At 44.3% G+C, this 19,728-nt stretch carries 20 protein-coding genes; 9 read left to right on the top strand and 11 right to left on the bottom strand.

Going from position 1 to position 19,728, the window contains the following annotated elements; translation table 11 throughout:
• The first annotated feature begins 63 nt into the window (after positions 1-63).
• Positions 64-1,377, top strand: coding sequence for an enterobactin transporter EntS (gene entS, locus DFP77_RS11635; protein WP_114412454.1), 1,314 nt, complete (start codon positions 64-66; stop codon positions 1,375-1,377).
• Between the two features lie 70 nt (positions 1,378-1,447).
• On the opposite strand, the gene DFP77_RS11630 is transcribed toward entS, so the two are convergent.
• The 5 genes from DFP77_RS11630 to DFP77_RS11610 form a co-directional block, all read right to left on the bottom strand.
• A complete protein-coding gene (locus DFP77_RS11630) occupies positions 1,448-2,308 on the bottom strand; it encodes an ABC transporter ATP-binding protein (RefSeq protein WP_114412453.1) in 861 nt (286 codons plus the stop codon).
• Positions 2,305-3,321 carry a FecCD family ABC transporter permease gene (locus DFP77_RS11625; RefSeq protein WP_114412452.1) on the bottom strand — a complete coding sequence of 339 codons (1,017 nt, stop codon included), beginning with the start codon at positions 3,319-3,321 and terminating at the stop codon, positions 2,305-2,307. Before DFP77_RS11625 ends, DFP77_RS11630 begins: the two co-directional genes overlap by 4 nt.
• Complete coding sequence (gene fepD, locus DFP77_RS11620) at positions 3,318-4,334, bottom strand: Fe(3+)-siderophore ABC transporter permease (RefSeq protein ID WP_239544254.1); 1,017 nt, start codon at positions 4,332-4,334, stop codon at positions 3,318-3,320. The genes DFP77_RS11625 and fepD overlap by 4 nt, the downstream gene beginning before the upstream one ends.
• Entirely contained in the window at positions 4,331-5,362 is a 1,032-nt protein-coding gene (gene fepB, locus DFP77_RS11615; protein WP_258861147.1) for a Fe2+-enterobactin ABC transporter substrate-binding protein, read from the bottom strand. The genes fepD and fepB overlap by 4 nt, the downstream gene beginning before the upstream one ends.
• A 107-nt stretch (positions 5,363-5,469) precedes the next feature.
• Positions 5,470-6,936, bottom strand: a complete 1,467-nt coding sequence (locus DFP77_RS11610) for a glycosyl hydrolase family 79 N-terminal domain-containing protein (protein ID WP_114412490.1) — start codon at positions 6,934-6,936, stop codon at positions 5,470-5,472.
• 98 nt (positions 6,937-7,034) lie between these two features.
• Here DFP77_RS11610 and DFP77_RS11605 point away from each other — a divergent pair, with 98 nt between their 5' ends.
• Complete coding sequence (locus DFP77_RS11605; RefSeq protein ID WP_114412451.1) at positions 7,035-7,577, top strand: lipocalin family protein; 543 nt, start codon at positions 7,035-7,037, stop codon at positions 7,575-7,577.
• A gap of 2 nt (positions 7,578-7,579) precedes the next feature.
• Here DFP77_RS11605 and DFP77_RS11600 read toward each other — a convergent pair whose 3' ends face one another.
• On the bottom strand, positions 7,580-8,131 hold the full coding sequence (locus DFP77_RS11600) for a hypothetical protein (protein WP_220235538.1): 552 nt from the start codon (positions 8,129-8,131) through the stop codon (positions 7,580-7,582).
• A 274-nt stretch (positions 8,132-8,405) separates the two neighbouring features.
• Between DFP77_RS11600 and DFP77_RS11595 the strand changes: the two genes are divergently transcribed.
• Positions 8,406-9,734 (top strand): DUF3422 family protein, encoded by a 1,329-nt coding sequence (locus DFP77_RS11595; protein WP_114412489.1) that lies wholly within the window; start codon positions 8,406-8,408, stop codon positions 9,732-9,734.
• 87 nt (positions 9,735-9,821) lie between these two features.
• On the opposite strand, the gene DFP77_RS11590 is transcribed toward DFP77_RS11595, so the two are convergent.
• The 5 genes from DFP77_RS11590 to DFP77_RS11570 form a co-directional block, all read right to left on the bottom strand.
• On the bottom strand, positions 9,822-10,577 hold the full coding sequence (locus DFP77_RS11590) for a GntR family transcriptional regulator (protein ID WP_114412449.1): 756 nt from the start codon (positions 10,575-10,577) through the stop codon (positions 9,822-9,824).
• A gap of 65 nt (positions 10,578-10,642) precedes the next feature.
• Positions 10,643-11,758, bottom strand: a complete 1,116-nt coding sequence (locus DFP77_RS11585; RefSeq protein ID WP_114412448.1) for an ABC transporter ATP-binding protein — start codon at positions 11,756-11,758, stop codon at positions 10,643-10,645.
• 34 nt (positions 11,759-11,792) lie between these two features.
• On the bottom strand, positions 11,793-12,656 hold the full coding sequence (locus DFP77_RS11580; RefSeq protein ID WP_114412447.1) for a carbohydrate ABC transporter permease: 864 nt from the start codon (positions 12,654-12,656) through the stop codon (positions 11,793-11,795).
• 10 nt (positions 12,657-12,666) lie between these two features.
• Positions 12,667-13,602, bottom strand: coding sequence for a carbohydrate ABC transporter permease (locus DFP77_RS11575; protein WP_114412446.1), 936 nt, complete (start codon positions 13,600-13,602; stop codon positions 12,667-12,669).
• 125 nt (positions 13,603-13,727) lie between these two features.
• Positions 13,728-15,023: an ABC transporter substrate-binding protein gene (locus DFP77_RS11570; RefSeq protein WP_114412445.1), complete on the bottom strand. Its 1,296-nt coding sequence runs from the start codon at positions 15,021-15,023 to the stop codon at positions 13,728-13,730.
• Positions 15,024-15,272: 249 nt separating this feature from the next.
• Between DFP77_RS11570 and nagB the strand changes: the two genes are divergently transcribed.
• From nagB to DFP77_RS11540, 6 genes are all read left to right on the top strand, one after another.
• Positions 15,273-16,073 carry a glucosamine-6-phosphate deaminase gene (gene nagB, locus DFP77_RS11565; protein WP_114412444.1) on the top strand — a complete coding sequence of 267 codons (801 nt, stop codon included), beginning with the start codon at positions 15,273-15,275 and terminating at the stop codon, positions 16,071-16,073.
• Positions 16,070-16,951, top strand: a complete 882-nt coding sequence (locus DFP77_RS11560; protein ID WP_114412443.1) for a glucosamine kinase nucleotide-binding domain-containing protein — start codon at positions 16,070-16,072, stop codon at positions 16,949-16,951. Before nagB ends, DFP77_RS11560 begins: the two co-directional genes overlap by 4 nt.
• Positions 16,948-18,111, top strand: a complete 1,164-nt coding sequence (nagA, locus tag DFP77_RS11555) for an N-acetylglucosamine-6-phosphate deacetylase (RefSeq protein WP_114412442.1) — start codon at positions 16,948-16,950, stop codon at positions 18,109-18,111. The genes DFP77_RS11560 and nagA overlap by 4 nt, the downstream gene beginning before the upstream one ends.
• 202 nt (positions 18,112-18,313) lie before the next feature.
• Entirely contained in the window at positions 18,314-18,523 is a 210-nt protein-coding gene (locus DFP77_RS11550; protein WP_113915034.1) for a cold-shock protein, read from the top strand.
• Positions 18,524-18,721: 198 nt separating this feature from the next.
• Entirely contained in the window at positions 18,722-19,210 is a 489-nt protein-coding gene (gene msrB / locus DFP77_RS11545) for a peptide-methionine (R)-S-oxide reductase MsrB (RefSeq protein ID WP_114412441.1), read from the top strand.
• Between the two features lie 97 nt (positions 19,211-19,307).
• Positions 19,308-19,652, top strand: a complete 345-nt coding sequence (locus DFP77_RS11540; protein ID WP_309477162.1) for a fasciclin domain-containing protein — start codon at positions 19,308-19,310, stop codon at positions 19,650-19,652.
• Positions 19,653-19,728: the final 76 nt, after the last annotated feature.

Raw genomic sequence — 19,728 nt, 5'->3', positions numbered from 1 at the left:
AAAACAACAACTTCAATCGTATTAGAGCGCGGCGAAATGTCGCGCCAGATTTAAAGAGTGTATATGTCAAAATCGAATATTATGTTGGATTTTAGCTTGCTAAAAACCAATAGAAACTTTCGCGCTATTTTCATTGCTCGGCTGATGTCTGTGCTGGGTATTGGCATGCTAAATGTCGCCGTGCCGGTACAGATATATGAGTTAACGGGATCCAGTTTACAGGTTGGTTTTGCCGTAGCGTTAGATGGAATGGGGATGTTTGTTGGTCTGATGCTAGGTGGTGTCCTAGCGGACAGGATGGACCGTAAATGGCTGATTCTATTTTCGCGCTTTATTTGCGGTGTTGGCTTTGTCTTGCTTGCAGCCAATGCGTATTTGTCAGAGCCAAGTCTGTGGGCTGTTTACGCCATTTCTCTCTGGGATGGTTTTTTCAGTGCCATTGGAATGACGGCGCTAATGGCGTCTATTCCTCACCTTGTTGGTCGAGAAAACTTGCCAACTGCAGGCGCATTGAGCATGTTAATTGTCCGAATTGGGTCGGTCATTTCACCCGCTGTTGCCGGTGTGGTGATTGTGTCATTTGGGGTGACGTGGAACTATACCTTAGCAGCGATAGGAACGCTTTGTACGTTAATTACCTTGGTTACCCTGCCGAATATGAAGCCGCAAGAAGGTGGGCCTCAAGAGCACCCCATTCGCTCATTAATGGACGGATTTAGCTTTGTGTTTACGCATAAAATTATTCGTGCTGTTGTTGCATTGGGTACGCTAGAAGCGGTCACCAAATCTATTCGTATTTTATTTCCTGCTTTAGCGGCAACCGCGTTTGGTGGCGGGGCGTTTGAAGTTGGCCTTATGTACGCGGCAGTGCCTGTTGGGTCGACGTTAGGAGCACTTACTAGCGGTTGGGTTCGTCATGCGAAACGGCCTGGGATGGTGATGTTGTTCACGGCATTTTTATCCTTCTTGTGTGTCGCTGCATTGGGGTTTATGGGGCATTTAGTGGTTATGTTGCTGGCCTTGGCTGTGTTTGGTTATCTCGGTTCTATTGGCGGCTTGCTGCAATACACAATTGTGCAGGGCCACACGCCAGATCACATGTTAGGTCGAATTGGTAGCTTCTGGACTGCGCAAGATGTAGTAGGGGATTCTGCCGGTGCATTAGGCATTGGTGCACTCGTAAAGGTGTTGTCACCGATTATGGGGTTAGTCGCCCTTGGCTTTGGTTGTGCTGCAGCAACGGTATTATTAAGTGCCGGAAATCGCTCATTACGAAATGTCAGCTTGATCGATACCACGCTCTTCCCTGATGAGGATGTTGCTAAAGAAGGATCTGATAAAAAAGAAGCCGTCGAAGCAAAAGAGGTAACGGCGTAATGACTATTTAGAGGGTGTTACCTTAAAAATGGCGATGTCGCAGGGCATCGCCATTTTTTATTTATAGCTTTCAGCTCAACGACACTTGTCGGCCTTTGGGAATGATTAACGGTGTACCTGAAACTGGGTCTTCCATAATAATACAAGGTAAGCCAAATACGTCTTCAATAAGCGCTTCAGTGACTATGTCTTTTGGGGCGCCAGAAGTAATGATTTTCCCTTCTTTCATAGCAATAAGATTGTCAGCGTATCGGCAAGCATGATTAAGGTCATGCAGAACCGCCACCATGGTATGACCTTGTTGGCGGTTTAAGTCTTGAAATAAATCCATTAGCTCAATTTGATGGGCAATATCTAAGTACGTTGTTGGCTCATCTAATAACAGTAACGGTGTTTCTTGAGCCAAGGCCATTGCTACCCACACACGTTGTTTTTGCCCGCCAGACAGTTGATCAACATGATGCTGAGCGAACTCCATGATGCCTGTTGCTTTCATTGCAGACTCAACGGCTATCTGATCTTGTTCGCGCCAAGGTTGAAACCACTTTTGATGGGGGAAACGGCCACGAGCGACTAAATCGACCACTTTTATTCCATCTGGAGCAATGGCGCTTTGTGGCAAGAGTCCCAGTATTTTTGCTACCTCACGGGTCGGTAAGGCATGAATGTCTTGGCTATTTAGTCGTACTTGGCCAGATTTTGGCGGCAGTAATCTACTCAGCGCTCTTAGCAAAGTGGATTTTCCACAGCCATTTGGGCCAACAATGATACTGAATTTTCCTTCAGGAATATCAATCGATAGATTGTCGGTGATGATGGTTTGATCGTAACCTAGGGCAACAGAATGGGTCGACAAAGAAAGTTTTGGCAGCGCTTTAGAGGTGCTGTTGTTCGGTTTGTTCTGATGAATTTCTGTGACTGTCGCCGTCATTTTCTTCCCTCACGAATAATTAAAAACACTAGATAAATACCACCCAAGCTCACGGTGATGAGTCCTACCGGTAATGTCGAGCCTTCCCAGCTATGTTGCGCGATAAAATCTGCGCTAAGTAATAATAAACCGCCTACTAGAGCAGATGATCCCAATGAGATACTCGCGCTGTTTTCAAGCCGTTTTGCTATCTGAGGCGCCGCCAAGGCAATGAAGGCTATTGGGCCAGTGATGGCGGTGGCGACAGCGGTTAGAGCAACGCCAACAAACATTAGGGCGAGACGGGTTTTATTCACTGAAACGCCCAGAGAAGCCGCGGTATCGTCGCCCATTTCGAGCAACTTCATCCGAGTATTAAGCAAAAAAGCACAGAGGATAAAGGCCGCAATGAGCACCGCGGCGGGCAATATACGCACCCAGGTCATACCATTAAGTGTGCCAGCGCCCCAAAGCGCGGCGGTCATTGCTGTTTCTAATGAAACGCTAAGAATCAGCCATTGGTTAAACGCAGAAAGGGTGGCGCTAATCGCGATGCCGACAATAATTAATCGAAAACCGGAGTGACCATCTCGGTAGGCGAATAAGTAGACGAGCAAAGCAGAAAAAAGACCGCCCAAAATTGCGCCCAACACACTGAACCAATAGAGATTGCCAAACAAAGCAATAGACAACAAAACCCCAGTAAAGGCTCCCACATTAAAACCCGTTATATCAGGACTACCCAAAGGGTTACGAACCAATGATTGAAATACGGCACCGCTGATTCCTAGCGCCGCACCGAGCACTAAGGCGGCAAACAATCTGGATGCTCGCCATTGCCACACAACAATGGATTGATAGGGATCTGCTTGGCCTGTAACAAGTTGCCAAATATCTTGAGCATTTTCGGCAATGTGTTGGCCAAAAAAAAGTGTGGCAGTGACCAACAAAAGAGTAAAAAGACAAATGATTTGCTTTGGGTAGTGGCTGACAAAGTTAGTTATTGTTATTGAGTGGGGACGATCGATCTTCATAGTCCAGAAGCTCCTTTTCTGCGCACTAAATAAATCAGAATAGGTGCGCCGATAAACGCTGTAACAATAGAAACCCGTAATTCCCCAACAATTAAGACACGCCCGATGATGTCAGCGATTAATAGCAATATGGGCGTTAAAATAAAGCAAAAAGGAATGATCCAGCGTTGATCTGGGCCCACCATCCAGCGAGCAATGTGTGGCATCATTAGACTGACAAAGCCAATGGGGCCGGCCGCCGCAGTGGCAGCGCCACAAAGTAATGTAACCGCTATTAGTCCCAATAACTGAATGCGAGCGGGTTTGCTGCCCAGTGCAGATGCCAAAGAGTCGCCTAATCCAAATGCATTAAGGGCTGGGGTAATCGATATGGCTAACAAACAGCCCCCAATGACAATAGGGGCAATAAATAATGGGACAGATATCGCGCGAATATCTAGACTACCAACTGCCCAAAAACGCATTTGATCAAATGCGCTAGGGTTGAAAAGGGTAAGGCCAGAGCTAATACCGCCAAACACAGCGCCAATGGCAACCCCTGCTAGCGTCAGTTTCAGTGGGTCGGCTCTACCACCGCCGATGCTACCAACGAAATATACTAATAAACTGGCTAAAAAAGCCCCCAGAGCCGCATAACCAAAAAATTCGGTCAGCTGAGTTGCGCCTAAAAAAACGATGGCGATCGCGATGGCTAAACTGGCACCTAAGTTAACGCCAAGAATACCGGGGTCCGCCAAAGGGTTTCGGGTTATTGCCTGAATCAGTGCGCCAGACGTTCCAAGCGCCATACCAACAAAAAGCCCGTTTAAAGTGCGTGGTAAGCGACCTTCAATAACAATGGTTTTAGCCAGTCCATGCTCTTCGCCCATGAATATATTCCACAGAATGCCCATGGAAATCGGCTTAGCCCCAATGCATAAACTGGCGATCATAATAATGAGTAAAAATAGCAGCAATGCGAACAACCAAGCGTATCGCTTGTTCTTTGACGCAGACATTGTGTTATGGGTCATGACTTTTCACGCCCAAACAGTATTTGCAATCGCTTCAATAAATTGGTGGCGCTGTAATAGTCTAAGCGAAAAGTGTCTTCGCCAACGGCGAATACCTGATGGTTTTGTACAGAACTTGTTTCATGTAAATAAGGGTTATCTATAAAGGCTTGCTCTCTATCAGAGCTGGCTGAAAACAGTAGTGTAGTATTGCCAGTTACCGCATCAGGAAAGCGTTCCCCAGTAGCGATGATAATGTCATGACGAATCCCCATGCTGATATTGCCTTTTACGCTCTCAGGGACGTCAGCTAGAGTAAAGCCAAGTTCTTGTAATAATCGACCCTGTGCAGATTCTGAGGTCCAAATATTGGCACCAGTGTCGTCTTGGTAGTAGACCATGGCCGTGGTCGGTTGAGGCGGTAAGTTGATCGTAGTTTTGGTGTGTTCCACTTCTTGTTCAAAGCGTTGGATCATGTTTTTCGCTTGTTCTTCTAAGCCTAGAAGGTCACCAAAAATGTTCGCTAATTGCATCCAGCTTTTGTCGTCATACGCAATAACCAATGTTGGTGCGATATCTTTAAGTTGCTCATAGAGCTTGAGGGCGGAATCTCCACCAGTTGCAGAAATGATGATTAGATCTGGGTTGGCCTTGATAATCGCTTCGGCATTGGGTTCGGTTTGATAGAGGGGAGTGACACCTCGAGTTTCTGCGATGTCTGCCCACTGGCGCATAAAGCCTTGTTCAGATGCTACGCTGGTATTCGCCATAGTAGCGCCAGAAGCAACAAGGGGGGCCTTGATAGCAAGTAACGTCCCCGTCAAGGTGACGCTGGTGGACACAATTCTGGTTGGTTTTTTATTAAGAGTGAGCAGACCTTCCGGGGTCATGATTTTTCTTGGCCAACCCGATGTGCTTTTTTCTACCTGATCTATTTTTAACTGTGTTTTGTCTGGCGCGGCTGTGGGTGATTGATCACAGCTTGCTAAAGTAAGGCTTAAAAAAAGAAGAGCGAAAACTGGTGTGAAGCGTGTCATAAAGCGAACCATGTCTAAAATCCTGTAGACCGAGAAGAACGCGCCATTATATAGATGAGAATAGAATATTTATACTATTGACAATCATTTCCATTTATTTTTTTAAGTGTCTCTATTTGTTACACAGTAAAACACCAGAAGTTAATGCTATAAGGGCTGACGAGGTTGAGCTTGGAGAGCTTAGGGAAATCACTGAGTTTGACCTTGCCATTTCTAAATTTTGGTTTGAGGCCGTTGATACGAATTTTTTTTGAAGTGAGAGAGTCCGCGGTGATTTCAAAGCGCTTCTTTTTGGCACCAAAACCGTTGCAGTGTAAAATTTTGGGATTGGCAGACATATTGATGATAAGAAGGGTGCATTTGCCTACTTTTTTGGCACTATGGCAATAAATTTGTACAAAAGGGTCGTTGCTGTGAACATCAAAAACTTGCTCACCCATGAGTTTGCCCCAGAGCCAGCTGACCCAATAATCGGGGTTTGGTTTTAACGTTTGGCGGTTAATAAGAGCGTAATCACCGCCTATTAAGCTCTGTCTTATCATGACTTTTTGGCCGATTTTCGCGCCTCTTCCTAATTGATCGGCCCACCAAAAGCAGGATACAAAACGGTCTGATAACTTGGCTTGTCCACCGCACTGAGCTGAGCCAGTCTCTCCTGTCCAAAGTTGTGCTCGAGGCTGGTACTGGTCACGAAGTTTTTCGAGTTGCCTCGAATATCGCTCATAGTCCATAAGAGAGCTTGGTGAGAGAATATTTTTGATGGTTGCTGCTCGGGTTTTAACCGGAGATCGGCTGCTTTGAAATGGGTAATAATGCCAATCAACAATGTCGAGAGGTTCTTCTAGGTAGCTTAGGAATGGTGCGGAAATATTACTCAACGGTTTGATGGCTTCTCCGATTCTTGGCCAAAAAGCGCTGCCTGGGCCTGCAACCTTGCTATTTGGGCTACATTGGCGAACACAACGGATAAAGGTATCGTAGTCTTTGGCAAGATTTCGCGCACTGGGTTGAGACGTTAATCCATGAAACGCCCAATAGGCATTGAGTTCATTGCCCAGTTCACAAATGTCGATGTTTTGTCCGTGCTCTTGGCTATATTCTAACAGCGCTTTGACTTCGCTTGCTTGCCAGTTACCTTGTTGACGCCGCTCGAATAGACCATATTTCATGGTAAACATGAGGGCTAATGCATTTCGCTGGCAGAAATCATGAAGCTGATGCCACATATCCCGAGTAAGAAGCAGAGCGTTTGGAGAGGCTTCACTATTCATGTTTTTACTGGTGAAATAAGTGACGTTATCGGCTTCTGATCCACCGACACGTACGTAGGCACTACCAAGACCTTTGACTAATAAATTCAGTTTTTCTTGGTTTAAATCCAAAGGAGGAACTCGTTGTGTGCCAAGTCCTCTTTGTGTGCCTTCACTGCCTTCCCACCAGAAACCACCAGCCAATACGGAAATATCAATCGAGAAAGATAAGTATCTTGGGTCTATAGTGGTAATGGGTGTCGTGCTGTTAAGATTAACGAGCAGCGATTTATTTTGATGAATATTGTGCCGTCTTTGCAATCTAGAATAAAACAAGAGTTCATATCCCTCATAAAAGGTTTTACTAGACTGCGATAAAAGTGTGACATTTTTATGATGCTTTACATGTACCATTTTTTATAAAGGATACTTAGATGAAAATAACGAATGGGATAAAGACGATTTTGCTTGCAGGCTGCGCTTTATTGATGGGTTGTACCAGTGCGCCTAAAAACATTGATCCCGTGACTGAGTTTCAAGTTAAACGTTATTTAGGGACTTGGTATGAAATCGTCCGCCAAGATCATGCTTTTGAAGAAGGTTTGTCAGAGGTGACGGCGACCTATTCTATGCGAGAGGATGGCGGAGTATCTGTATTGAATCGCGGTTATTCCGCGGAAGATAAAGCATGGCGAGAAGCTGAAGGGCGGGCTTATTTTGTTAACTCTTCTAATGTAGGGCATCTGAAGGTATCGTTTTTTGGGCCTTTTTATGGCGCTTATGTTATTTTCGAACTGGATCAAAAAGACTATCAATACGCCATGATATCCGGCCCAAGCCGTGATTATTTTTGGTTGTTATCTCGCACACCTACTATGCCTGAAGCCGTGAAACGTCGGTTATTAGCCAAAGCAGAAGCGTTAGGTTTCCCCATGGATAAGTTGGTGACAGTGGTGCATACCCCAAAGGGGTCGTGAGATCAAAACAATGTGCAGGTGACCGATTGCTTGGCCGCCTCGCTTGAACAGACTTCAGCGTAGGCTTCTGGAGTTTGTATCAGGGCATAATGAGCATTTGAATCTCGGCAAAGAGCAAGAAAGTCATCATAGCGACGGTTGAAGTTATCTTTGGTGATCTCATAATCGGTGATGGCATCATTGCCACCCCAGCCACTTCCGACACTGTCTGTTTTTGCGCTTTGAATTAAATAGGCTATCTCGTGAAACCTAAGACGAACTTGGTGGCAAAAAGCACTATTTGGCGTGGTTTCGCTGCACTCTGCCATATCGATTTCTAACAGTTCTTTTTCTGCCTGATAGCGATCTAAACGATCTATTGATCTATTACTTCTTCTTTGTTTTCTTTCCGCTCGAAGAGACAGTGCTTCCAATCTATTTTGGGCTTTATTAAGTCGGTCCTCTTTTACCAAGCATTTTTTTCCAAACTCTACCAAGCTGCTACTATAGGTAAGGTTGCTTGCCATGGCTAAGCTAAGTATTAGAAGGCTAGATTTTATGATTGGCATCGACATTATGCTATTAACCTGCTTTATCATCTTTAATTCATTTCTAGTATAAGCACAGATTGCTGCTGTGTCCTTACCTTGATTAAGTAGGAGGAGGACAAAGCTGTAAGATTTAGTATGAATTTCTATGTCTGATGATATGCTTGGGTTACAAGAAGAAGAGGCAAAAGCCGAATATTATAGATATCACTGGGTAGATTATGTGTTTTATTCCGCACGTGTTTATCTTAATAGGATTTTTGCTGAACAGACATTAACCAATATTAGTTGGAACAATACAGTGAATCAGGTTAACAACTCGTACGGATTAGATGTCCATCCATTACGTGACTCCTTGTATGCAGAATTGCATTCCCGTCCTTTCCAAGTTCTTCCTAGCCCAGCCAGAATAAGCTATCTTGCGGTTATTTTGAGGCCGGAGCAAAAAAAAGCTGAATTCGAACATTTTTGTTCGCTGTATCAATACTTTTCTGGCACTCCTCCAAAAGAAGATGGGGCCTGTATTGAAGTTGATTTTGGGCATTGTAAAATACGTCGTGATAAACATTTAGAGTTCACGTCTTACATAATCACACATGGCCAAGTCGATTCTAGGCTTGGTTTTTTTGATCAAAATGCCTTGTCGTGTTTGCCTGTCGATTGGCTTTCTACTATCCCAGGCGCCGTCATCGCTGCTTTTCATATAGCTATTGAAGATGCACGAACGATACCTGAACCAGATTTAGCCTTGGTGAAGAGTCATTTTGAAGGGATGCGTTTAGTTGGCAGTCGCCCACAAAATGGCGATGCACAAGTTTGGACTAGTTTTCAGTTGCACAGCGACGGCTGTGGGCGGTTTTTGATTTATAACAAAAACATGAGTGACAGCCAGCTAGGTCGGATGGTGCAGCGTGTTATTGAAATAGAAACCTACCGATTAATGGCGTTACTGGCTTTGCCTATGGCACGTAAATACAATGCCGAGCTGGTTGCTATGGATCAAGAGTTGGCAAAAACCACTGCCAACTTATCTGATGCAATAGAGCCTCTTGATGAACAGGCTTTGTTGAGTGAATTAATTGAAATGGCCGCTTGGGTAGAAGCGACTCGAGCGAAGACCACGTTTCGATTTAGTGCTACAAGGGCGTATCACGAGCTAGTATTAAAGTGCTTAACTGAATTGAAAGAAGACGAAGTATCAGGGCACTTAACCATCACCGAATTTATGACTCGCCGACTAACGCCTGCCGTACGGACTTGTAATACAGCTGGTAACCATTTAGAGAGTCTTTCGACCCGAATTGATAGGGTGTCAGACATGATGCGCACCCAAGTAGAAATGTCGATTCAATCTCAGAATCAGCAATTGCTAACCTCCATGGATCGTCGCTCAAAGATTCAGCTTGCCATGCAACATACGGTTGAAGGTCTGTCAGTTGCTGCAATTAGTTACTACAGTGTTGGGTTGTTAAAATTTTTGATCGAAGCGGTATACGACAAAGGTCTGAATTTCGATAAAAGTCTAGTGATTGGTTTGTCAGTGCCTCTTGTTGTTGGAAGTGTGTGGTTTGCGACACGAAAAATACATAAGCGGTTTTTGTTGTTAGCTAAAGCAAAAGAAGAAAAATAGCAGGCGTTTTGATAAGCCAAACCCTAGAAAAAAGGCTTTCTAATTTAACGTAGAAAGCCTTTTTGCGTCTGAATAGAGAAATACTGATTATATGGTGTTATGAATTTCCGCCACGAAATCATAAGAATCCCCAGGGAACCATGAGCGCGTAAACTCAATGGGCGTGCCAGCTTGCGTAACTGCGGTACGTTCAATGTAAAGCACAGCGCTAAGCTCTGGGATGTCGAGCAACTGGGCTCGCTGTTCATCAATACTTATTGCTCGCAAGCGTTGGAATGCACGAACAGGGCGGCAGCCTTGTTGTTCTAATAAATCGTATAGCGATCCTTCCATTGCAAAAGGGTTAAGAATGTAATTGCTTGGGATCGTTGCTAACTCGAGAGCCATGGGTTTGTCGTCGGCATAACGCAAACGATAAAAGCGAACTACCTCTTGTTCTGGAGAGAGTTCCAGCGCTTTGCACTCATCTTCGTGGGGCATTCCCAAAGAACGATCCAACCACTTAGACGTAATGGCTTTGCCGCGGGCTTTCATGACTTCAGTAAAACTGCGCAAGTGATTCAGTGGTTGTTCCACCCGCTCGCTGACAAAAGTGCCTGCACCCTGACGTTGAGTTAGAACATCCTCTTTCACCAACTCATCGATTGCACGGCGTACTGTCACCCTTGATATATCAAGATATTTAGCAAGATCGCGTTCTGGCGGCAGCGTATCACCGCCAAGTACTCGACCTGCAGAAATAGACGCTAAAATGGCTTTCTTTACCTGCATATAGAGAGGAATGCCTTTTTCTCTCAGTTCTTCGGCAGCACCAAATAACTCATTAACGCGATTTTGGTTCATAGTCAGTGTCCTGAACGGGAAGGGGTTCCCGTACTTGTTATTGCTAAGGGCTAAGTATTCCAGCGTTAAAAGGGGATAGCCGCAGACGTATGGGCGTTGACCCTCGTTAAGGCGTTACCTTGGTGATCAAATAAATACAGTCGATTAGGTTGAATGCCAAAGGTGATTTTGTCGCCTGCTTGGTGTTGATTATCGCCATCTACTTTAAGCACCATTTCGCCTTCCTGACCGATATCGACATACAAATAGGACAGTTCGCCAAGGTGTTCTATCAAGGTAACAGTACCTTCAACGGTATTGTGTTCGCATTCGAGCGCAATATGTTCTGGTCGTAATCCAAGTTGCACTATGTCGCCTTTGTTTAGCGATGACGTATCAATGCAAGCCTGAATGGCGCGGCCGGATTCTAGCACAAGTTGCGTGTTCTCTGGGTCAGGTTGACTGATTTTTGCGGTTAAAAAGTTCATCTTTGGCGAACCAATAAAAGCGGCAACAAATTGGGTTTTGGGATGGTGGTACAAATCCAAAGGTGCGCCGACTTGTTCTACACGACCCTTGTTCATGACGACAATTTTATCGCCTAATGTCATGGCTTCTACTTGGTCATGAGTCACATACACTACGGTGGCTTTTAGCTCCTGATGAAGTTTGCCAAGTTCGACACGCGTTTGAACCCGTAAGGAAGCGTCTAAGTTAGATAAAGGTTCATCAAATAAGAAGACTTTCGGGTCTCGTACAATGGCGCGGCCTATGGCGACACGCTGGCGCTGGCCACCTGACAGCTCTCGAGGTAATCGTTCCAGTAGATGATCAATCTTTAGCTTTTTTGCGGCTTCCATTACCTTGTTGTTTACAAAGTGTTTGTCTTTGCCTGAGATTTTTAAGCCAAACGCCATGTTTTTGAACACATTCATATGTGGATACAAGGCATACGATTGAAACACCATAGCAATACCACGTTTGGCTGGTGAGCGCCCGTTAACGCGCTCTTCGTCAATATATAAGTCACCTTCAGTGATGTCTTCTAGCCCAGACAATAAACGTAATAGAGTTGATTTTCCGCAACCGGATTCGCCAATCAACACGACAAATTCACCGTCTTTAATGTCAAGGTCGATGCCATGAAGTACGTCAACATCGCCAAAGCGCTTTTTAATATTGTTAAGTTTTACACTAGCCATGAAATAAACCTCCAACGGTCAAAGATATAAACTGTTATTTGACCGCTCCGCTGGTTAAGCCGCGGATCAATTGTCTTGAGAAAATGGTATATAGGATCAGTACAGGAACGATCGCCAAGGTTAAGGCGGATAATACTGAGTTCCAGTCCGTGACGTATTGCCCAACAAATTGCTGTACGCCAAGGGTAATAGTGCGTGTTTCTTCCCCTGGAGCGAGTATCAGCGGGAACCATAAATCATTCCAAATCGGAATCATGGTAAATACAGCGACGGTCGCCATCGCGGGTTTCAATAGTGGCAAGATGACACAAAAGAAAATCTTATATTCGCTAACGGAATCGCAACGGGCTGCCTCGGTGAGTTCCTTCGGAATAGTGCGTACAAACTCTGACAAGATGTACACAGCAAGCGGTAAGCCTTGGGCTATGTATACCAACACCAGAGCGGTAAGTGTATTCACAAGGTCCAAGCTAACCATCAGGCTCAAGATACTTACCGTACCCAGACGAATGGGAATCATGATACCCATGGCAAACAAAAAGGTAATCAGCAAGTTGCCTTTAAATTTGTATTCTGTCAGTGCCCAAGCCGCCATTGCGCCTAGTAAAAGTACTAAGCCGACGGCCAAAATAGTAACAACTAAGCTGTTCCACGAATACAAACCGAAGTCAGATCTCAGAAGTACTTGCTGGAAGCCCACCAAGGTAAAGGAGTCACTGTCTGGCAAGCCGAGTGGGTCGCGGAAAATAGCACGACGCTCTTTGAAGGCATTGATCACAACAACAATAATTGGGAAAAGGGCAATTACGGTGTAGGCCAATAACACGGCATGTATCGTGACGCTTTTTGGGACTTGTCTTATTCCAGAGGAGGGCATAAGCCGATCTAATAGTTTCATCATAGCCTCCTTAAAATTGGAATCGCTGAATGCGACGTTGAATAAAGAATAGGAACAACATAACGCCCACCAAAATGATTAAGAACATCAGAGTAGCCACCGCGGCACCCATGGAAGCGCTGCCTTGTTGTAGCTGGAAGCCAAAGAAGGTTCGGTAGAAGAAGGTCCCCATTAAATCCGTTGAGAAGTTAGGGCCAGCAAGAGCGCCTTTCACGGCGTATATCAATTCAAAAGCATTGAAGTTCGCCACAAAAGTCAAAATCGAGACCATGGCGATAGTCGGTAAAATCAATGGCAATTTAATGTGCCAAAAAGTCTGGAATGAATTAGCGCCATCTACCACGCTGGCATCGACAATATCGTCAGGAATATTCAACAAGGTGGCGTAGATCAACATCATCGGAATACCGACAAACTGCCAGACGGAGATAAAGGCCAAAGTAATTAGCGCACTGCCTTCTTTGCCAAGCCATGCATCGAAGTATTGGCCAAGGCCAATGTTATAAAGAAAGTCTTCTGAAATTCCCCAGATAGGGCTTAGTAAAAGCTGCCAAACGAAGCCGATGATAACCACAGAAAGCATAGTTGGCATAAAAATGAGCGTTCGATAAGTGCCAGAGAGTCGTAATTTTGGCGCGCTTAATAAAACAGCCAAAAGCAGACCGATAGGGTTTTGCACAAGCATATGAATGGCGAAAAATTTGAAGTTGTTGCCGAGTGCGTTCCAGAAAGCTTGTGACCAAGTATCGTCCGTTACCAAGGTTATAAAATTTTGCAAGCCGACAAAGCTACTTTGTCCCTGTTGCTCGTTATACAGACTTAATACGAGTGTATCGAGCAAGGGGTAAACACTGAAAACAACGTAAATCAGCAATCCTGGCCCAAGGAAAAACACCAAGTGCCATGGGAAAGGTTTCTTTTCGTCATGTTGGTTGGATGGCGTCATAGTTCATCTCAAATGGTTATTAATCTTAACCCCCTCCCAGCCTCCCCCTTGGCAGGGCGAGGAGCAGGCTAGTTATTACCCTCTCCCCTTATTTTCAAGGGGAGAGGGTCAGGGTTGGGTGTAACTTATTGCTGAGGTTTGTACCATTGTTCCAAACCGTCCTGTGTTTCTTTGGCGGCTTCTTCTGGTGTCATGGTGCCATTGATAACCTGAGCACTAACGTTCCATAGTTGGTTCTCTAAGTTTGGCGTACCGCGAGATAGGATTTGATAAGAGTTACGAATGGTCGACTCGCACTGCTGACGCCAGCTCATAAACTCTTGCGCCACTGGGTCTTTGATGTCGATTTGATGATTAGACAATGGGAAGAAGCCCGGTACCGCATTGGCATAAAGTGTGGCGAATTCTTTGCTGGCCATCCAGTTTAAGAAAACTTTAGCAGCTTCTTTGTTAGTGGAATTTGCATTTATGCCAATACCCATATCGGTATGGTCACTGATGTAGCAAGTGTCTCCAGCTTTAGCAACGGGTGGCGGGAAGGCGCCAAACTCAAAATCCGCTTGATTGTTGAATGTCTGAATATCCCAAGAACCTGCTGGGTATATGGCTGCTCGACCTAGAGTGAATAGGTTCTGTGAATCAGAGTATTTTTGTGCCTCAAAGCCTCGACCTAGATACGGTTTCCACTTGGCAAGCTCTTTCCAAGTGTCCACATAGGCTTTATCAGTTAATTTTTCTTCGCCTGTTAATAATGCCTTACGACCTTTTTCGCCTTTCCAATAGTTCGGCCCAATGTTTTGGAACCCCATTGTCGCGGCTTCCCATTGGTCAGCAGTACCCATAGCTAGCGGAATGTAACGGCTTTCAGTCTTGATAGTTTCTAGAGTGCTAAAGAACTCATCGCGTGTTTTGGGAATCGATAAATTGAGCTCTTCAAATATTTCTTTGTTATAAACAAAACCATGTAAAACAGAAGCAACAGGCATACAGAATTGATCTTTACCGTCATCTGTTACCCAAGCACTTTTCGCAACATCAGAGAATTGTTTTAAACCTTCTAAATCATTAAGTTTGGCAAGGTGGCCGTCTTTATAAAGGTCAAGAGCGGTATCGAATGGACGGCAAGTGATTAAGTCACCAGCGGAACCCGCTTTTAACTTTGCCTGCAGTGCCGAGTTGTATTCAGTTGGAGGCGTCGGTGCGAAATTTACTTTTGTGTCTGGGTGGCTTTTGTTGAAGGCTGGAATAATAACATCTGACCAGATATTAGCGTCGTCACTACGCCAACTTTCAATAGATAAACCATTTGCTGCTTGCGCTATGCCGGTACTGCTGAGCATGATCGCTGCTAAGCAAGTGAGCTTTGTAACCGTTGTTGCTGTCGGTTTTTTGTTAAGTAAAGCGGAACGAACATTTAACATGATTACTCTCCGATTGTGTTTTCCAATTGTGATGTGAGTGTTCTTTTTATTAGGTAATTAAACTTAAATGGTATTTATTAGGTAATTAAACTTAAATGGTATTTATTAGGTATTGCTAGTTTTTAAAAATTAGCACCAATTATGTTGTCAAGCAAATAAATATGACAATATTATGGAAAATAATTTGATCTTACGCTTTAATTGGTATTTTATTGGTTGTGTTTGCTCATGTTGGGAAAGAGGGTTCTTATGCAAGTTATTATTCTCCCATCTGCTCATGGTGTGGCTTTGTATGCGGCTGATCGTGTGGTTGATGTGATTAATACCAAACCGAATCCTGTTTTAGGGTTGGCGACTGGGTCTACGCCCATTGCTTTATATAAAGAGTTGGTGGCGCGCTATCATGCTAAAGAGATGTCATTTCGACGCGTGGTTAGTTTTAATTTAGATGAATACATAGGTATTGCTGATACCCATCAACAAAGTTATCGAGCTTTCATGGAGCGTTATCTGTTTGAGCACATCGATATCTTTGATGAGAATACGCATGTTCCTATTGCAGACAGTCAGGATGTTAATGTATTGAAACGCAGCGCGCAGGACTATGAGGAGTGGATTCTGCAAGCTGGTGGTATTGATTTGCAAATCTTAGGCATTGGCTTAAATGGTCATATTGGTTTTAATGAACCCACTTCCAGTTTTGCTTCACGAACGCGTATTAAAACCTTGTCAGAGTCGACTGTTGTTGCGAATAAACGTTTTTTTGAAGAAGGTGAGTATCAGCCGCATTTAGCGCTAACCATGGGGATTGGTACTATTTTAGAAAGCAAGTCAGTGTTGTTGATGGCTACTGGTAAAGCGAAAGCAGAGGCGGTTAAAGCCATGATTGAAGGCCCATTATCTGCCATGTGTCCAGCGTCAGCACTGCAACTGCATGAAGCGGCAACCATAGTATTAGATGAGGACGCCGCTAGCTTGTTAACGTTAAAAGAGTATTACCAATGGTGTGAGCAAAAACGCCAACAATTGCACGAGGGAAGTTTGGCATGAGCGGTTTATATATTGGTGTGGACGGCGGCGGTACTTTTTGCCGCGCCCGCTTGGTTGACGGCGATGGTAATGTATTGGGTGAAGCCGTCGGTGGCTCTGGTAATCCAAGAATTGGTATCGAGGCCGCTTGGCAGAATATTATCAACGCCTGTCTTGAAGCGTGCCATCAAGGCAATATTTCTCCCGAAGTTTATGCAAAAATTACCTTAGGTTTAGGCTTAGCGGGTGCTAATCAGCCATTGGAACAAGAGTTGGTGATTTCTCAAAAGTCTCCTTTTGGGCAGCGTTATTTATTAACCGATGCCCATGCGGCTTGTTTAGGGGCCTTTAATGGCGAAGATGGCGCGTTATTGATATTGGGCACAGGCAGCTGTGGGGTTGTTTATCAAAATGAACGATTCAACATTGTTGGTGGTTGGGGGTTTCCCTTATCGGACCAGGGCAGTGGGGCGCGTATCGGCCTTGCTGCTTTAGAATATTCACTAGCGGCCTTGGATGGTATTTCTCCATCGACACCTTTTACCGATAGCATTAATGCGGAATTTTCTTTGTCTGCAGAAGAATATGTCTTGTATCAAAACAAAGCTCCCTTGCCAAAAGAATACGGTGCCTTTGCTGTGCAAGTATTTCAATTTGCTCAGCAAAAAGACCCAATTGCCCTGAAAATTATCCATCAACAAGTGGAGTGGGTCAGTCAGTATTTAGACGCTTTGGTAGCTAAAGGTGCACAGAAGATAGTTTTAGTTGGCGGGGTCTCAGAAGCCATTTTAGAATATTTGCCAGAGCGTTTTTTGCCTTACTTTTGTCAGCCAAAGGGTGATGCTATGGCGGGTGCCATTTTGATGGCCAAAGCTCAAATAGGAAGGAAAGCAATATGATGGAACATAAGGTAACAACCTTGTTTGCCAAGCGTTTGTTCGATGGAGAGAATTGGCTCACTAATCAAAAGGTGACCTTTAAAGGGCAAGTGATTGACTCTATTACATCTGTTGCTGATTTAGCTGTTGAGCAATCCACTGAAAATACAGACGTGGTTGATATTCTGGCGCCAGGGTTTATTGATGTACATGTCAATGGCGGCGGCGGGGCCTTGTTTAACCATACGCCGACTATTGAAGCATTAGAGCGCATGGTGGCTGTGCATGCTCAATTTGGCACTGTGGCCATGATGCCGACATTAATTTCCGATGATTACGAAATTATGTCGCAAGCGCATCAAGCGGTTTGCCAAGCACTCAAGCAAAACATGGCGGGTATTTTAGGGATGCATTATGAAGGCCCTTATCTTAACCCTATTCGAAAAGGGGTTCACAATGAATCGAAATTGCGCAAGCCGACAGAAGGCAAATTGGCCGCTTTATTGGAAGTAAGTCGTAGCGGAAAACTTATGGTGACATTGGCGCCAGAGCAAGTGCCAGAAGGCTTTATTGAATGGCTTGTTGCCGAAGGCGTTATTGTTTGCATTGGCCACTCTGCTGCGAATTATGATCAAGCAAGGCAAGCTGTGATGGATGGTGCTCGTGGTTTCACCCATTTGTTTAATGCTATGACGCCTTTAATTAGCCGTGAGCCTGGTGTGGTTGGTGCAGCATTGCAAACGGATAAGCCTACCTGGTGCGGATTAATCGCCGATGGCCATCATGTTCATCCTGCGAGTATGCGAGTCGCGATTGCCGCGAAAGGTTGCGATCACATGCTTTTGGTGACTGACGCGATTCAGAGTGTTGGATCTGATGAAAAAGAAATGCCATTTTTAGGAAAAAAAGTCCTGCGCAGCGAAGGTAAAGTGACCACCGAAGACGGCACTCTTGCAGGGTCTGATTTAGACATGGCAACGGCCGTACGTAATACTATTCACCTAATCGGGCGAACACCTATGGAAGCGTTGCAAATGGCGTCTTTAAGGCCTGCTGAATTTTTAGGAATAGAACAATCTTTTGGTCGTATTAAAGCGGGATACCGAGCCAGTCTCGTCGGTTTAAGCGAAGATTATTTTGTCACATCAACATGGATTGATGGGCAGAAGGTGTGGGGGTAATTTAAAATAAGTTGTAAAAAGCTATCTATCCTAAGTTAATCTCTATAATATGGCGGCACAAGCTAGAAAGAAGTCTAAAATTATTAACTCTGCAATACGTTGTTTTATTCATAAAATCCTCGTCCTGAAAGTTTCTAAGTACAAGTCTATTTTTTTTGCAAAACCGGCCCATTAGGGCTATTTAAAACTCAGGTGATTATTTATGTCTAATACAGTGAAAGGAACCGTTAAGTGGTTCAACGAAACTAAAGGTTTTGGTTTTATCGAGCAAGAGTCTGGCCCAGATGTGTTCGCACATTTCAGCGCGATTGTTAGCGATGGTTTCAAAACATTGGCTGAAGGCCAACAAGTAGAATTCGTTGTTACTGCTGGCCAAAAAGGCCCTCAAGCAGAGAATATTACAGTAGTTTAATTAGCTACTAAGAATATTTAAAAAAGGGTAAGTTCTTCGGAACTTGCCCTTTTTTTGTCTTTAAAACTTTCCCTAAACCCTTCTCCAAAACCTTTTCTAAAGCCTTTTTCTGAAACTTTATTGCTCCTGTCTCGTATTTCTAAGTATGAGCTGAATTTGCTAAAAGCATTTAGGCATTTTTTATTTGGAGGTTTTGTTATGAATCGTCGACATTTTCTTGTACAAGCGGCTTGCGCGGCAGGTGTTATTAAATTTTCAACTATGCCCGCGACTGCAGCGGTATTAGCTTCTAGCTCACATTTTGAGGTGTATCGAACTAAGCAGCAATGGAAAGCAAAGTTAAGTGATTTTGAATACCAAGTAATGAGAGAAGAGAAAACAGAGCGTGCTGGTAGTAGTCCTTTGCTGAATGAAAAGCGAGAGGGAACGTATCTCTGTAAAGGTTGTGATCTTCCTCTTTATCCGAGTAATACAAAATATGAGAGTGGCACAGGTTGGCCAAGCTTTTATGACAGCTTGCCAAATGCGATTGGAACAAAAGAAGACAATGGTTTCTTTATGGAGCGAACTGAGGTGCATTGTCGTCGATGTGGTAGCCACCTTGGTCATATATTTGATGACGGCCCACAACCAACGGGATTACGCCATTGTTTAAATGGTATTTCTTTAGTATTTCAACCTGATTAAATATTTTTTTATAAAAAAATGAAACCATTTTAAATTCGCTGCGTATGTACTTATAACCATGGCGAATTGTTATGGAAAAACAAACTGGAGAATAACAATGAAATTACTAAGTCTTGTTTCTGCTGCAACAATTGTAACACTTGCTGGCTGTTCTGCTGGTGGTATGAAAACGACTGATGACAATGCTAATCCAATGGTCGGTGGCGCACCAATGTATGCGAGCAAAAATATCATTGAAAATGCGGTTAACTCTAAAGATCACACGACATTAGTGGCTGCCGTTAAAGCAGCAGGTTTGGTTGAAACTCTTCAAGGCCCAGGTCCTTTTACTGTCTTTGCGCCAACCAATGCTGCTTTTGATAAATTACCAGAGGGTGCCGTAGCCGGTTTATTGAAACCAGAAAACAAAGCGGCTTTAACTAAGGAACATACGAACAAGTAAGACAATTTTTAGCTGACTTTCAGCTTGTGACAGTATTTCCTCAGAAGCGACATTTAATCACCACTTAACCCACTTG

The organism is Marinomonas foliarum (genome assembly GCF_003337275.1).
Taxonomy (GTDB): domain Bacteria; phylum Pseudomonadota; class Gammaproteobacteria; order Pseudomonadales; family Marinomonadaceae; genus Marinomonas; species Marinomonas foliarum.
Note: the sequence above shows the minus strand (reverse complement) of the source record. Positions and strands in the feature narration are given on the sequence as shown.